Annotated in this window: 15 protein-coding genes and 1 pseudogene; 8 read left to right on the top strand and 8 right to left on the bottom strand. The window is 71.0% G+C overall.

Annotated elements, in window-relative coordinates:
• Positions 1-341 precede the first annotated feature (341 nt).
• The 6 genes from OHS18_RS33310 to OHS18_RS33285 form a co-directional block, all read right to left on the bottom strand.
• Entirely contained in the window at positions 342-1,238 is an 897-nt protein-coding gene (locus tag OHS18_RS33310; protein ID WP_328445880.1) for a DUF4349 domain-containing protein, read from the bottom strand.
• A gap of 70 nt (positions 1,239-1,308) precedes the next feature.
• Positions 1,309-1,821, bottom strand: a complete 513-nt coding sequence (locus OHS18_RS33305; RefSeq protein ID WP_328613519.1) for a YbjN domain-containing protein — start codon at positions 1,819-1,821, stop codon at positions 1,309-1,311.
• Positions 1,818-3,122 carry a D-inositol-3-phosphate glycosyltransferase gene (gene mshA / locus OHS18_RS33300; protein WP_328445883.1) on the bottom strand — a complete coding sequence of 435 codons (1,305 nt, stop codon included), beginning with the start codon at positions 3,120-3,122 and terminating at the stop codon, positions 1,818-1,820. The genes OHS18_RS33305 and mshA overlap by 4 nt, the downstream gene beginning before the upstream one ends.
• Before the next feature lie 24 nt (positions 3,123-3,146).
• The gene (locus OHS18_RS33295) at positions 3,147-3,962 is read right to left on the bottom strand and encodes an alpha/beta fold hydrolase (RefSeq protein ID WP_328613518.1); all 816 of its coding nucleotides are present in this window, start codon (positions 3,960-3,962) and stop codon (positions 3,147-3,149) included.
• Positions 3,963-3,965: 3 nt separating this feature from the next.
• Positions 3,966-5,147 carry a L,D-transpeptidase gene (locus tag OHS18_RS33290; protein ID WP_328445887.1) on the bottom strand — a complete coding sequence of 394 codons (1,182 nt, stop codon included), beginning with the start codon at positions 5,145-5,147 and terminating at the stop codon, positions 3,966-3,968.
• A gap of 160 nt (positions 5,148-5,307) precedes the next feature.
• Positions 5,308-6,363, bottom strand: coding sequence for a UDP-N-acetylmuramate dehydrogenase (locus OHS18_RS33285; protein WP_328613517.1), 1,056 nt, complete (start codon positions 6,361-6,363; stop codon positions 5,308-5,310).
• Between the two features lie 24 nt (positions 6,364-6,387).
• Between OHS18_RS33285 and OHS18_RS33280 the strand changes: the two genes are divergently transcribed.
• The 5 genes from OHS18_RS33280 (at position 6,388) to purU (ending at position 9,916) form a co-directional block, all read left to right on the top strand.
• Complete coding sequence (locus OHS18_RS33280; RefSeq protein ID WP_328445891.1) at positions 6,388-6,888, top strand: DUF2505 domain-containing protein; 501 nt, start codon at positions 6,388-6,390, stop codon at positions 6,886-6,888.
• Positions 6,867-7,673 (top strand): class I SAM-dependent methyltransferase, encoded by an 807-nt coding sequence (locus OHS18_RS33275; RefSeq protein WP_328613516.1) that lies wholly within the window; start codon positions 6,867-6,869, stop codon positions 7,671-7,673. The genes OHS18_RS33280 and OHS18_RS33275 overlap by 22 nt, the downstream gene beginning before the upstream one ends.
• Before the next feature lie 69 nt (positions 7,674-7,742).
• Positions 7,743-8,450 carry a DedA family protein gene (locus OHS18_RS33270; protein WP_328445895.1) on the top strand — a complete coding sequence of 236 codons (708 nt, stop codon included), beginning with the start codon at positions 7,743-7,745 and terminating at the stop codon, positions 8,448-8,450.
• The gene (locus OHS18_RS33265) at positions 8,341-9,024 is read left to right on the top strand and encodes a maleylpyruvate isomerase family mycothiol-dependent enzyme (RefSeq protein ID WP_328613515.1); all 684 of its coding nucleotides are present in this window, start codon (positions 8,341-8,343) and stop codon (positions 9,022-9,024) included. Before OHS18_RS33270 ends, OHS18_RS33265 begins: the two co-directional genes overlap by 110 nt.
• Before the next feature lie 25 nt (positions 9,025-9,049).
• Complete coding sequence (gene purU / locus OHS18_RS33260; RefSeq protein WP_328613514.1) at positions 9,050-9,916, top strand: formyltetrahydrofolate deformylase; 867 nt, start codon at positions 9,050-9,052, stop codon at positions 9,914-9,916.
• A 21-nt stretch (positions 9,917-9,937) separates the two neighbouring features.
• On the opposite strand, the gene OHS18_RS33255 is transcribed toward purU, so the two are convergent.
• On the bottom strand, positions 9,938-10,987 hold the full coding sequence (locus OHS18_RS33255) for an NAD(P)-dependent alcohol dehydrogenase (protein ID WP_328445901.1): 1,050 nt from the start codon (positions 10,985-10,987) through the stop codon (positions 9,938-9,940).
• A gap of 100 nt (positions 10,988-11,087) precedes the next feature.
• On the opposite strand from OHS18_RS33255, the gene OHS18_RS33250 reads away from it, so the two are divergent.
• The 3 genes and pseudogenes from OHS18_RS33250 to OHS18_RS33240 all read left to right on the top strand — a co-directional run bounded on the left by OHS18_RS33250 (position 11,088) and on the right by OHS18_RS33240 (position 12,961).
• On the top strand, positions 11,088-11,690 hold the full coding sequence (locus tag OHS18_RS33250) for a TetR/AcrR family transcriptional regulator (RefSeq protein ID WP_328613513.1): 603 nt from the start codon (positions 11,088-11,090) through the stop codon (positions 11,688-11,690).
• Between the two features lie 9 nt (positions 11,691-11,699).
• Positions 11,700-12,315, top strand: a pseudogene (locus tag OHS18_RS33245) (pyridoxamine 5'-phosphate oxidase family protein).
• Between the two features lie 4 nt (positions 12,316-12,319).
• Entirely contained in the window at positions 12,320-12,961 is a 642-nt protein-coding gene (locus tag OHS18_RS33240) for a haloacid dehalogenase type II (protein ID WP_328613512.1), read from the top strand.
• A 322-nt stretch (positions 12,962-13,283) separates the two neighbouring features.
• On the opposite strand, the gene OHS18_RS33235 is transcribed toward OHS18_RS33240, so the two are convergent.
• Positions 13,284-14,300: an NADP-dependent oxidoreductase gene (locus tag OHS18_RS33235; RefSeq protein ID WP_328613511.1), complete on the bottom strand. Its 1,017-nt coding sequence runs from the start codon at positions 14,298-14,300 to the stop codon at positions 13,284-13,286.
• Between the last annotated feature and the right edge of the window lie 25 nt (positions 14,301-14,325).

Raw genomic sequence — 14,325 nt, 5'->3', positions numbered from 1 at the left:
TTCACCCGATGACAAGACCACCTGCCAACAAGGGGCAAATTCGGTGCAACATGCTGCACTGCGTTATCGGTCTGCGCAAAGTTCACTCGAACGGACTAGTGTGTAGTCTTGTGATTACAGGTCGAGTTCTGACAGGTTGACTTACGTCCCGAGCGGCCGGATTCCACGCACTCCCCGGCCGGTTTCGGGCTTTGACCGCGGCTCGTCTCCCCCCTGCCGAGCCGCGGCCCGCCGGCCCCGTTGGCACCCCCCTCGTCACCGGGTCCTGATCGGCGGGAACTTCAGCGGGGCGGCTCGAGATCGCGACTCCCCCCTCCCTCGAGCCGTCCCGCCTGCCCGCTTCACACCTCGGGCGTCACGGGCACCGGCCGCGAAGCGCGGCGACGGCGGTGCAGCCACCAGCCCAGCACGGCGAGCGGGCCGATGATGAGCAGGAACGGCGCGATCGCGCCCAGCACCGTCAGCAGGCCGCCGCCGAAGACGAGGAACGCGTCCCAGCCGCCGGCCAGGCCGCCGACGAATCCACTGTGGTCTTCCGTGGCGGGCGGCGGCGCGGCCACACTCCGGATGGTCATCGCGACGGTCGACATCGCGACGCTGCCGGCGAGCGAATTCCGTTGCTGTTCGAGAGATTCGAGGGTCGCTTCGCGACTCGTGAGCTCACTTTCCACGGAAGCGATCTCCGACACCGAAGTCGCCTTCGCGAGCAGCGCGCGAATCCGCTCCACGGACGCCCGTTGTGTCGCCAGCCGCGCTTCGACGTCGATGGTCTGCTCGGTGACGTCCTGGGTGTTCATCTCCCGCCGCACCAGGTTGGTGCCCAGGTGGGAAAGCTGGTCGAGCACGCCGTCCAGCTTCTCGGCGGGCACGGCGAGGCTGAGCGTCGCCGTGCTCTCGCCGGTGCTCTCCTGGCCCGTGTAACCCCCGGCGCCCTGCGCGATCCCCCGGGCCTCGGCGACGACGTCGGTGACCTTGGTGGCGGTCAGTTCGAGCCGCGCGCTGCGCGAGAGCTTGCGATCGGCCGCCCCGGCCTGCGGCGCGGGGACCTGCTGCCCCTTGTTCGTCTCGGCCTTCCCGTTCCCCGCGGTCCCCTGCTGCGGTTGCTGGGGCACCGCCGGGGCCGGGCCGATCCCGGCGCTGTCCGCCGAGGACGACGTGCCGCTCTCGTTCGCCGAGCAGCCGGCCAGCACAAAAGCCACGCCCGCGACCGCGAACAGGGTTCTCCATCGAGTCCGCATCCTGCGTCTCCCTCCAGTTTCGACTGGCGGTGAGACGGATGTCCGGTTCAGCCCCGTTGCACGGGCCGGGTCACGACTCGGTCAAGCCGGGTTCGTGCGGCTTCGCGGGTCCGACGAGGTGCTTGAACGCCTCGAGGTTGGCCAGGGACTCGCCGCGGGAGACGCGCCAGTCCCACTCGCGCTTGATCGACGTCGCGAAGCCGATCTCCAGCAGCGTGTTGAAGTCGCCGTCGGCGGCCTCGAGGACCTGGCCGAGCACCTTGTCGAGCTCGTCGGCGCTCAGCGTCTCCTTGCCGAACCGGCCGACCAGGTAGATGTCGCCGAGATTGTCCACTGTGTAGTGCACGCCGTAGAGCTTCGCGTTGCGCTGCAACAGGAACCGGTAAACGTCCTCATGGGACTCGTCGGGACGCCGACAGACGAACGCTTCCACGGAGAACGCGTGGTCGCCGTCGACGAGCCACGCGTTGGTCTGCAGCTTCTTCGTGCCCGGCAGCGTGACGAAGTACTTTCCCGGGCCACGCCGGTCGTACTCGAGCCCCGCTTCGTCCAAAGTGGACTTGATCAGCTCGTCGAGACTCACACCGCCACCTCCGCGCGCAGCTCCAGGGCGCGGGAGAACGCGCTGGTGGCCTGAGCATAGATGTCGAGCAGCGCGTCCGTCGTACGACGCCAGGAGAAGTGCCGCGCGTGCAGGGCGGCGTTGGCGCCGAGCTCGGCGCACCGGTCGGGGCGCAGCGCGATCGCGGCCAGCGCGTCCGCCCACTCGTCGGCGCCGTGCCCCGGCACCAGCAGCCCGGAGACGCCGTGCGGCACCGCCATCGGCAACCCGCCGACGTCGGCGGCGACCACCGGCGTCCCGCAGGCCTGCGCCTCCAGCGCGACCAGCCCGAACGACTCGTTGTAGCTGGGCACCGCGACGACGTCGGCGGCGCGGAAGACCCGGGCGAGCGCCTCGCCCGGCTGCGGCGGCAGGAACCGGACCTGCCGCTCGATGCCGAGCGACACGGCGAGTTCGCGCAGCGCCTGCGGCTGCTCCAGCCCGGTGCCGGACGGCCCGCCGACGATCAGCACGATCAGCTTCGACGCCAGTTCGGGCCGCCGTCGCAGCAGCGCTTCGGCGGCGTACAGCAGGACGTCCGGCGCCTTCAGCGGCTGGATCCGGCCGGCGAACGCCAGCACGACGGCGTCGTCGGGCAGCCCGAGCTCGGCGCGTGCGAGGTTCTTCGGCCCGGGGGTGAAGCGTTCGAGGTCGACACCCGGCGGCACGGCGTGCACCGCGTGCGGCTCGGCGCCGTAGAGGTCGATGAGCTGCCGCGCTTCGACCGGGGTGTTGGCGACCAGCCTGTCCGCCTCCGCGACGACCTGCTCCTCGCCGATCACGCGCAGGCGCGGCTCGGGCTTGTCACCCTCGGCGAGCGCGGCGTTCTTCACCTTCGCCAGGGTGTGCGCGGTGTGCACCAGCGGCACGGACCAGCGGTCGCGGGCGAGCCAGCCGACCTGGCCCGAGAGCCAGTAGTGCGAGTGGATGAGGTCGTAGTAGCCGGGCTCGTGGAACGCCTCGGTGCGCAGCACGCCGGAGGTGAACGCGCACAGCTGCGCGGGCAGCTCGTCGCGGCTCAGCGGCTCGAAGGGCCCCGCCTGCACGTGCCGGACGGTCACGCCCGGCGCCAGCTCGACCTTCGGCGGCTGGTCCGACGCCGTCGCGCGGGTGAACACCTCGATCTCGACCCCGCGGCGGGCCATCTCGGTCGCCGTCTGGCTGACGTAGACGTTCATCCCGCCCGCGTCGCCGGTCCCTGGCTGTTCGAGCGGCGAAGTGTGCACGGACAGCACCGCTACCCGGCGCGGCGCAGCACGGAACCCCCGGATGGAGCTGGTCACCTGTCTCGTCTCCCGCGTTCTACGTCAGCATTCCTCGGCGAACTGCCGGAGCACCGCGTCGAACTCGTCCGCGGTCTCGGCGAAGGGCGCATGACCCCCGCCAAGGAACCAACGTCCGGTGGCCCCCGGAATCTTCCCGACGGCGTACTTCATCGCCGCGGCGTCGATCACCCGATCGCTCGAGCCGTGCAGGACCAGGGCCGGCTTGTCGACCGTGGCCAGCACTTCTTCACTGCCGATGTTCCGCCGGAAGAGGGCGGACCGCACCGCGGGCGGCACGCTGAGAGAAGCGCCGAGCAGGGCTTGGGCCTGGGTACCGGGGATCGGCCGGGTCACCATGTCGCGGCTGAACGCCGTGAGCGCCGGGAGCGCGATGTCCGGATCGTCCGAAAGCATCGCGCGCATGTGCTCCCGCATCAGCGAGCCGATGGTCCCGCCCGGCCGGTCCGGGCCGATCTCGGTGATCGCGCCGACGAGCACGAGCCCGCGCAGCCGTGCGGTGCCGTGCACCCGGATGTGGTCGGTCAGCACCAGACCGCCGTAGGACCAGGCGACGACGATCGCGCCAGGGCCGGCGAAGTCGAGCACCGCGGCGAGGTCGTCGGCCCAGACCACCGGGTCGTCGTACCCCGTGGCCGGGACGTCGGACGCGCCGTGCCCGCGCAGGTCCATCGCGACCAGGCGGAACCGCTCGGTCAGCGCCGGGTCGGCGAGCTGCGCGGCCCAGCAGCCGGACGACTGCGCCCAGCCGTGCACGAACACGATCGGCCTGCTGTTCTCCGCACCCTCGACCCGCAGGCCGAGGCGCGTCCCGCCGTGTCCGACGACTTCGGTCCGCATCGGCTACTTGGCGCCCAGCGCCTGCCAAGCCGACCAGGAGTAGTTCCAGTCCTTGACGTCCGAGGCCATCGGCGCGCCCAGCTTGGAGCCGGTGATCTCGACCGGGTCGCCGACCAGTGCGGAGTCGAAGTAGTCCTTGGCGTCGGCCTCGAGCAGGTTGACGCAGCCGTGGGAGTTGTTGGTCTTCCCGATGTTGGCCGCGTTGTCCTGGTTCTCGTGGATGTACTCGCCGTGGTTGGAGAACCGGCAGGCCCACTTCTTGTTGACGTTCGTGTAGCCGTAGCGGGCGTTGTCGAAGACCGCCGTCGGCTCCTTGCTCATCACGATGTAGGTGCCGTTCGGGGTGTTGCGGTCGACCTCGGCGTCCAGCCCGTTCGCGCACGGGTAGCTCTTGACCTGCGCACCACCGCGGTAGACGTGCATCTGGTGCTCGGGGGTGTTGACCTTGACCACCTGGTTGCGGCCGATCTTGAACTTCGTGGTGACGTCGGCCTTGCCGTACGCGCCGCCGCCCAGCTCGACGCCGTACAGCTTCGCCTCGACGTTCACCGTGATGTTCTGCGGCCAGTACTCCTTGGGCCGGTAGTCGACCTGGCTGTCGGACAGCCAGCCCCAGGCGCCTTCGACGGTCTTGTCCGTCTTCACGGACAGGGCCTTCTCGACGGCCGCGCGGTCCTTGACCGGCGACGCGAACTTGACGCTGATCGGCATGGCCACGCCGACCTGGGCGTTGTCGGCCGGGTTGAGCGTGGCGCGGACCTGCTTCGCCGGACTGACCGTGCTGAACGTGCCGGTGAACTCGACCGGCTTGCCGTCGCTGCCGGTGGCCTTGGCCGCGTAGGTGTACTTCTTGCCGTAGCCGAGCGGCTCGGAGCTGGTCCAGGTGAGGCCGTCGGGCGAGGTGTCACCCTTGAGGTCCTTGCCGCCGTCGGCGGTGACCTTGCACTCGGTGAGCTTGCCGTCGGCGACCTTGAGCACGACGGGCTTGAGGACCGAGGCGTCCTTGGCGTCGGCGGCCGGCTCGGCCGTGATCTTCGCCACCGGCTGCGCGCCGCCGCCCTCGCCGTCGGCGTTCGCCGCCCCGGTGGGCAGCGCGGTGCCGTCGTTCGTGCCCGAACACGCCGCGACGACCACAGCGGCCCCCGCCGCGAGAGCCGCCTTGAAGACCAAGCGCCGTTCGATCACGAAATCCTCCCGAGTTCCCCCACTGACCAGCAGGTTCCACGCCCTTAGCGCTGGTGACCCGCCTGACGTTACCCGCCGAAAGGTAAAGACCAGCCGATCAGGTGCACGTCACCGTTGTCGACAAAGACGTCCGATACACGTCCAGGTTGCCCGTTTCGGCTCAAATGACGCAGTTGATCAAGAGCGGTTCGGGGTGCAGGCGGACGCCGAAGCGCTCGTGGACGCCGTCGCGCACCTCGCGGGCCAGGGCGAGCAGATCCTCCGTCGTCGCCTCGCCGCGGTTGGTCAGCGCGAGCGTGTGCTTGGTCGACAGGGAGACGCGGCTCCCCGGCCCGGGGTACCCCTTGGCGAAGCCGGCGCGCTCGATCAGCCAGGCCGCGGACAGCTTGGTCCCGCCGTCGGCCGGGTACTGCGGGGCGGCACCCTCGACGCTCTCCGCGATGCGGGCCAGGACGGCCTCGGCGTCGGCCGCCGGGACGATCGGGTTGGTGAAGAACGAGCCCGCGCTCCACGTGTCGTGGTCGGCCGGGTCGAGCACCATGCCCTTGCCGCGACGCAGCCCCAGGACGGCTTCGCGCGCGTCGGCCGCCGGGACGCGCGAGCCGATCTCGACGCCGAGCGTGCGGGCGAGTTCGGCGTAGCGGACCGGCGCGGAAAGGCCGTCTTCGCGGACCTCGAAGCGGACCGAGAGCACGACCCCGGTGTCGGTTCCCTTGAGGATGCTGGTGCGGTAGGCGAAGCCGAGCTCGTCGGCCTTGAGCGTGCGCACTTCGCGCGTCACGCGGTCGTACAGCTCCAGCGAGACGATCGACTCGGCGACTTCGCAGCCGTACGCGCCGACGTTCTGGATCGGCGTCGCACCGACGCTGCCGGGGATGCCGGAGAGGCATTCGAGCCCGCCCAGCCCGGCCTCGACCAGCCCGGCGACGAAGGCGTCCCAGTTCTGGCCGGCCTCGACGTCGACGATCGCGCCGGCACGCCGCCAGCCGGTGTTCGCCACCTCGACGACGGTGCCCGCGAAACCCGCGTCGCCGACCACCAGGTTCGAGCCGCCGCCGAGCAGCAGCACCGGCTTGCCCGCCGCGTCGGCCTCGCGGACCGCGGCGACGAGATCTTCGCTGGTCGCGGCGCTGACGAACCGGCGGGCCGGACCGCCGAGGCGCAGCGTGGTGTACGCGGAGAGCTTCGGGAGTGCGGGAGTTCGGGCGGGGTTCACGCGCCTGACGGTACTGTCCGGCCCATGGGATCCCGGATCGAGCACCGTGCTGACTTCTCCGCCGACGTCGCGGCCGCGTACACCGCCGTGGCCGGTGAAGAAGCCCTGCGGGCGCGCCTCGAGGAGCTGGGCGGGCACGCCGCGGCCCTGCTGTCGTACGAGGTCTCCGAGAAGGGCCTGCGCTACCAGCTGCGGCAGGGCATCAGCGCCGACAAGCTGCCGCAGGCCGTCCGGACGCTGCACAAGGGCGACCTGATCGTGACGCGCACGCAGATCTGGCAGCCGTCCGGCGCCGAGTACCAGGGCAAGGCGGCGGTCGAGGTCGGCGGCGTCCCGGGTGAGATCACCGCGCGGACCGCGCTGCTGGCCGACGGCGCCAAGACGGTGCTGCGGACGAGCGGCGAGGTGGTCGTGCGGATCCCGCTGTTCGGCGCGAAGCTGGAGAGCGTGATCGCCGAACAAGTCACGAAGCTGCTGGACCGCGAAGCCGAATTCTCCGCGAAGTGGCTGGCCGACGCCGCCTGAGCCCGGTCGGCGCGCCGACCCGAGGAACGACCAACCCGAACCGCCTGCGCCGGGTCGACCGGTGGATCGCCACCGCGCTCCCGACGACCCGCTTGCTGCGCGCCGCCGGCTCACCCCTGGTCGTCGACCTCGGCTACGGCGCGTCCCCGGTGACCACTGTGGAGCTGGCCCGCTGGCTGCGCCGCGTCCGCCCCGACGTCCGCGTACTGGGCCTGGAACTGGACGCCGAGCGGGTCGCTTTCGCGCAGTCCGCGGCGGCACCGCCGTGGCTTGCGTTCCAGCGCGGCGGGTTCGAGCTGGCCGGTTCGCGCCCGGTCCTGGTCCGGGCGTTCAACGTGCTGCGCCAGTACGCGGAGCACGAGGTCGCGGGCGCGTGGCAGCTGATGCTGGAGTCGATGCCCCCTGAAGGGCTCCTGGTCGAAGGCACGTGCGACGAGATCGGCCGCCTCTCGACGTGGGTCCTGGTGTCCCGCGACGGCCCGGTCTCGCTGACGCTGTCGGTCCGGCTCGCGGGGCTGGACCGGCCGTCGACGGTGGCCGAGCGGCTGCCGAAGGCGCTGATCCACCGCAACGTCCCGGGCGAGCGCGTCCACGACCTGCTGTCCACCCTGGACGCCTGCTGGGCGGCCGCGGCCCCGCACCAGGCGTTCGGCGCCCGGTCCCGCTGGCTGGAAACGGTGCGGCTGCTGGGTTCCCGCGGCTGGCCGGTGCTGGGGCCGCCGGGGCGCATCCGGCTCGGCGAGCTGACCGTGCCGTGGGCCGCCGTCGCCCCGGTCGCCCCCTAGAACTGCTTGTTCACCGGCCGCACCCCGCTGCGTCACCCGCGGGTGACCTGCGGTGATCACCATGAACGCGTGGAACTCCTGGGGCACGTCACCGAGCTGCTGCGCGGCGCGCTGGGCTCGCCGTGGCTGTGGGTGCTCGTCTTCGCGGTGTCCGGGTCGGACGCGCTGCTGCCGTTCATGCCGAGCGAGACGACCGTCGTGACCGTCGCCGTCCTGTTCGGGCCGGATCCCGCGCAGCTGGCGCTGCTCGCCGCGATCGCCGCCGGCGGGGCGTGGACGGGTGACTGCCTCGGGTACGCCATCGGGCGCTCGGCCGGGCCGCGGGCGATCGCGCGGCTGGAACGCGGGCCGAACGGACGGCGGCGGTACGAGTGGGCGCGGGACCAGGTGCGGCGCAACGGCGGTCTGCTGATCATCGCCGCCCGCTACCTGCCCGGCGGGCGCGTAGCGAGCGCGCTGGCGAACGGCAGCCTCGGTTACCCGGTGGCCCGGTTCGTGCTGGTGGACGCGGCCGGTGCGGCGATCTGGGCGGTCTACAGCGTGCTGATCGGGCTCGCCGGCGGTGTGGCCTTCGCCGACGAGCCGGCGAAGGGCCTGTTGCTGTCCTTCGGCCTCGGGCTTGCTCTGGTGCTCGCGATCGAAGCCGGGCGGCGGCTACGGTCGGCGCATGGAGTTCCTGGAGGCGATCGACGTCCACGCCGACGCGCTGAAGCGGGCGGCGCTGACCGCCGGGCCGTCGGCCCCGGTCCGGAACTGTCCGAAGTGGACTGTCCATGACCTGGTGCGGCACGTGGCGTGGGTGCACTGCTTCGCCGTCGCGACGGCGCTGAACACCTCGGCCGAACCGGCCCCGCCCGACGACTGGGACGAGCTGCTCGGCTGGTGGGACGGCCAGCGCCTGGCGATGCGCGAAGCCCTTTCCCAGCCACCGGAGACACCGGCGCGCTCGCCGTTCCCGGGCGTCGCGGTGAGCGTCGGCGACTGGACGCGGCGGATGGCGCACGAAGCCGCGATCCACCGCCTCGACGCGGAATCCGCGCTCGACCCGCGGCCGGCCACGAAGTACTCGCCGGCGTTCGCGGCCGACGGCGTCGACGAGTACCTGACGTTCCTCGTCCCGCAACGCTCGCCGCGCTACGAAAAAGCCGGGATCATCCACTTCACGACACCCGGCCGCACGTGGGCCCTGCGGCTGGCCCCCGGCGAACACGCGCGGCCGGTACCACCGGGCACCCCGGACGCCGAACTGCGCGGCGACGCCGACGACGTCTACCGCGCGCTGTGGGGGCGGGCGCACCACGCCGAGGTCAGCGGGGACCCGGCGCTGCTCGCACCGCTGGCGGCCCCCTGAACTCCGGCGGGGGACAATATCCGGCGTGACCGCTCCCGAACGCCGCTACGTCATCACCTTCGGCTGCCCCGACCGCACCGGCATCATCGCCCGGATCTCCGGGTTCCTCGCCGAACACGGCGGCTGGATCGTCGAAGCGGCCTACCACACCGACCCGGACACGGGCTGGTTCTTCACCCGCCAGGTCGTCCGCGCGGACTCGCTGCCGTTCGACGCGACCGGGCTGCGGGCCCGGTTCGCCGAAGTGGCCGCGGACCTGTCCGCGGAGTCGAGCTGGCAGGTCAGCGACACCGGTGAACGGCGCCGCGCGGTCGTGCTGGTGTCGAAGGCCGGGCACTGCCTGTACGACCTGCTCGGCCGCGTCGCGTCCGGCGAGCTCGACGTCGACGTCTCGGCGGTGATCGGCAACCACGAGTCGCTCGCCGACATCACCCGCGCGCACGGCATCCCGTTCCACCACGTGCCGTTTCCGGCCGGCGGCAAGGCCGAAGCGTTCGAAGAGGTCCGCAAGCTGGTCGACGAGCACGACCCGCACGCGGTGGTGCTGGCCCGGTTCATGCAGATCCTGCCCGCCGGACTGTGCCGCGCTTGGGCCGGCCGGGCGATCAACATCCACCACAGCTTCCTGCCGTCGTTCATCGGCGCGAAGCCGTACCACCAGGCGCACACGCGCGGCGTCAAGCTCGTCGGCGCGACCTGCCACTACGTCACCGCGGACCTCGACGCGGGCCCGATCATCGACCAGGACGTGATCCGCGTGGACCACGGCGACTCGGTCGAGGACATGGTCCGCAAGGGCCGCGACATCGAGAAGGTCACCCTCGCCCGCGGCCTGCGCTGGCACCTGGAGAACCGGGTCCTGGTGCACGGCAACCGCACCGTGGTGTTCTGACGCGGTTGCCGTGCCCGTCCGTCACGCGCCGATGGTGGCCGCGTCGATGACGAACCGGTAGCGCACGTCGGAGTTCTCGACGCGCTCGTAGGCCTCGTTGACCTTGTCGGCCGAGATGACCTCGATCTCGGCACCGATGTGGTGCTCGGCGCAGAAGTCGAGCATCTCCTGGGTCTCGGCGATGCCGCCGATCATCGACCCGGCCAGCACCTTGTTGCCGCCCAGCAGCGAGAAGGCGTTGTAGTTCAGCGGCTCGCCGGGTGCGCCGACGTTGACCATCGCGCCGCCGACCTTCAGCAGGCCGAGGTAGGCGTCGATCGGCAGCTTCGCCGACACGGTGTTGAGGATGACGTCGAACTTGCCCTTGAGGACGTCGAACGTCGACTCGTCACTGGTCGCGTAGTAGTCGGTCGCGCCGAGCTTGAGGCCGTCCTCCTGCTTCTTGAGGCTCTGGCTCAGCACGGTCACCTCGGCGCCCATCGCGGCGGCGATCTTGACGCCCATGTGCCCGAGCCCGCCGAGGCCGATCACGGCGACCTTCTTGCCGGGGCCGGCGCCCCAGTGGTGCAGCGGGGAGTAGGTGGTGATGCCGGCGCACAGCAGCGGCGCGGCGACGTCGAGGTCGATGCCTTCCGGGATGCCGCAGACGAAGGCGTCCTTCACGACGATCTGGTTGCTGTAGCCGCCGTAGGTGTTCTCGCCGTCGAAGCCGACGCCGTTGTACGTCTGGATGTTGCCCTTGACGCAGAACTGCTCGGTGCCGGCCCGGCAGTACTCGCACTCGCCGCAGGAGTCGACCATGCAGCCGACGCCCACGCGGTCGCCGACCTGGTACTTGGTGACGTCCGAACCGACCGCGGCGACCACACCGGCGATCTCGTGGCCCGGGACCATCGGGAAGATCGCCTGGCCCCAGTCTTCCTTCGCCTGGTGGATGTCGCTGTGGCAGATGCCGGCGAAGGCGATGTCGATCAGGACGTCGTTCGGACGCAGGTCACGGCGCTCGATCGTGGTCGGCGCGAGCGGCGCGCCCGGCGCCGGTGCGGCGATGGCGTGCGTGGTCGTGCTCATGAAACCCTCCAAAAGAAGTACCGTGTGAACGAGACCCGTTGTAAGTGGCCTCTTACATCGAACTACGTGAGAGGGCTCTTACATATTCCGATCGGAAGATGTGAGCCACGCCATGGGCGGCAAGTACCACCACGGTGACCTGCGAGGAGAGCTCGTGCGCGTCTCCCTGGACCTGATCGCCGAGCACGGCCTGGCCGGGTTCTCGGTGGCCCAGGTGGCCAAGCGCGCCCAGGTCAGTCCCGGCGCGCCCTACCGCCACTTCGCGACGCGGGAGAGCCTGCTGGCCGAGGTCGCGTGCCACGTCGCCTGCCAGCTCGCCGAGCGCGTCACGGAAGCGGCCGCCGCCCACGACGACCCGGTGGACGCCCTGGCCGCGGCGGCCGGCGCCTACACGCGCTACCTGATCGAGCGGCGGGCCGGGATGAACGTCATCTACGCCGACGGCCTGCAGGGCCCGGACCACGCGGAGCTGCACGAGCAGACCCGGCGGCTGACCGACCAGTTCCTGATGCTGTGCCTGACGGTCGCCCCGGACCCGGGCACGGCGCTGGAGCTGATGGAGCAGCTGTTCACCCAGGCCCACGGCTACGGCACGTTCCAGCTGGACGGCATCTTCGTGAAGCACGGGTATTCGGTGGACCAGGTCGTGGCGAAGTCCACGGAGGCCGCGCGGATCGCGATCACGGGCCGGACCGTCGGCTAGCTTGGCGTCATGGGGAGCATCATCGACAGCCACGAGGCCCTGCGGGAACTCATCGGCGAGTCCTCGCCGACGACGAAGCAGAAGGTCCTCGGCCACATCGACGACCACGCCCGGAACCTGATCGCGCATTCGCCGTTCGTGCTGCTGGCGACGTCGGCACCGGACGGCAGCTGCGACGTCTCACCCCGCGGCGACCCGGCGGGCTCGGTGCTGGTGCTCGACGACCGGACACTGGTCCTCGCGGACCGGCCCGGCAACAAGCTGGTCGACAGCTTCCGCAACATCCTCGACAACCCGCACGCGGGGTTGTTGTTCCTGGTCCCGGGCATGAACGAGACCCTGCGGGTCAACGGCCGCGCGACGCTGGTGTCCGACGCACCGTACTTCGACGACCTGGTCGTCAAGGGCACGCCCGCGCCTCGCGGTGGTCGTCGAGGTCGAAGAGCTGTTCATGCACTGCGCGAAGGCGTTCCTGCGGTCTTCGCTGTGGAAGCCGGAGACGTGGCCGGAGCGCTCGACGCTGCCGTCCCTGGGCACGATCCTGCGGGATCAGCTGTCCCTGACGGAGTCGGTGGACGAGCTGGACGCGAGACTCACCGAAGGCGCCCGGACCAAGCAATACTGAACCCATGCTGTGCGTCTTCGACGTCAACGAGACCCTGCTCGACCTCGCCGCGCTCGACGAGACCATCGGCAGCCCCGAACTACGGCGCGAGTGGTTCGGGCTGGCCATCCACACGGTGCTGACGGTGACGGCGTCAGGCGGCTACCGCGACTTCGCGGGCATCGCCGGCCAAGCAGCCGCGGAGATCGCCGCCCGCCACGGCCGCGAGCTGACACCGGGCCAACTCACCGCGATCGGCGAGGGTCTGCGCTCCCTCCCGGCCCACCCGGACGTCGCGGAAGGCCTGACCAAGCTGCGCAAAGCAGGCCACGACGTCGTCGCACTGACGAACTCCCCACTAGCCACGGCCGAGGCCCAGCTGCAGAACTCCGGCCTGGCCCCACTGCTCGACCGGATCTTCTCGGCCGAGCAGGCAGGCCGCCTCAAACCGGCACCAGAGCCCTACCGGCAGGTCCTCGACGCGTACGCGCTACAGCCGCGCGACGCGGTGATGATCGCCGCCCACGACTGGGACATCGCGGGCGCCCAGGCAGCGGGCATGCAGACGGCATTGCTGACCCGCCCCGGCGTCCGCCCACTGCCGGGCTCGCCCGCGCCGACTTACACGGCGTCGACCCTGCCGGAGCTGGCTGACCTGCTGGGTTAGCCCCGTTCGGTCGGGCTGCCGGGTTGGTCCGCTGAGTCAGCTCCCCTGGGTCCGCCCCCCTGGGGCAGTCCGCCGGGTTGGCCCGCTCGGTCAGGCCGCCGGGTTGGCCCGCTCAGTCAGCCCGCCGAACCAGCCCGCGTGGTCGCCCCGTCCGCTTGGCCAGCCCGCCCGGTCGGCCCGCGCGGGTAGCCCGCGGACGTGTCCGCCGATTAGCCCGCGCGGTTCGCCAGCCGGATTGACCCGCCGGGTCAGCCGCTTCGTCGGTCCGCCGAGGTGGTCCGCCGGGTCGCCCGTGTGGTCAACCGCTGGCTGGGCCGCCGGGTCAGTCCGCGATCCGGACCAGCATCTTGCCGGTGTTGGCGCCGGACAGCAGGCCCAGGAACGCCTCCGGCGCGTTGCGGATGCCGTCGACGACCGTCTCCGAGTACTTGATCTGACCGGAGTTCACCAGCGGCGCGATCTCGCTGACGAACTGCTCCTGCAGCCCCCAGTGGTCGATCACCAGCAGGCCGCGGATGGTGATCCGCTTGGCGATGATCTGCGAGAGGTTGCGCGGCGCCGGCGTCGGCTCGGTGGCGTTGTACTGGGAGATCATCCCGCAGACGGCGATCCGTCCGTGCAGGGTGATCGCGTCGATCGCGGCCTCGAGGTGCTCGCCGCCGACGTTGTCGAAGTAGACGTCGATGCCCTCGGGTGCGGCCTTGTGCAACTGCTCCGCGACCGGGCCGTCCTTGTAGTTGAAGGCGGCGTCGAAACCGAGGTCGTCGATCAGGTGCCGGACCTTCTCCGGCGACCCGGCCGAGCCGATGACGCGCTTGGCGCCCTTCAGCTTCGCGAGCTGGCCGACCAGCGAGCCGACGGCACCGGCCGCACCGGACACGAACACCGTGTCCCCCGGCTTGAACTCGGCCGACTCCAGCAGCCCCGCGTACGCGGTCAGCCCCGGCATACCCAGCACCCCGAGGTAGGTCGACAGCGGCGCGGCGGACGCGTCCACCTTCACGAACCGCTTCGCGTCGAGCACGGTGTGGGTGCGCCAGCCGGCCTGATGCAGCACGTGATCACCCGGCTTGACGCCGTCGACGTTCGACTCGACGACCTCGCCGACCGCACCGCCGTGCATCACTTCGCCGACCGCGAACGGCGGCGCGTACGACTTCACATCGCGCATGCGCCCACGCATTGCCGGGTCGACGCTCATGATCAGGTTGCGCACCAGGATCTGGCCCTCGCCCGGGCTGGGGATCTCCGTGTCCACGATGGCGAAGTTTTCGTCCGTGGGGACACCGTGCGGGCGGGAAGCGAGCCGGATTTCGGTCGCCTGGGCGGGTGCGTTCACCGTCGAACTCCTCAAGTCGAGACGT

Origin of the sequence: Amycolatopsis sp. NBC_00355, from assembly GCF_036104975.1 — a bacterium.
Lineage (GTDB): Bacteria > Actinomycetota > Actinomycetes > Mycobacteriales > Pseudonocardiaceae > Amycolatopsis.
The sequence above is the reverse complement of the archived record's forward strand: the minus strand, read 5'-3'. Positions and strand labels throughout refer to the sequence as shown.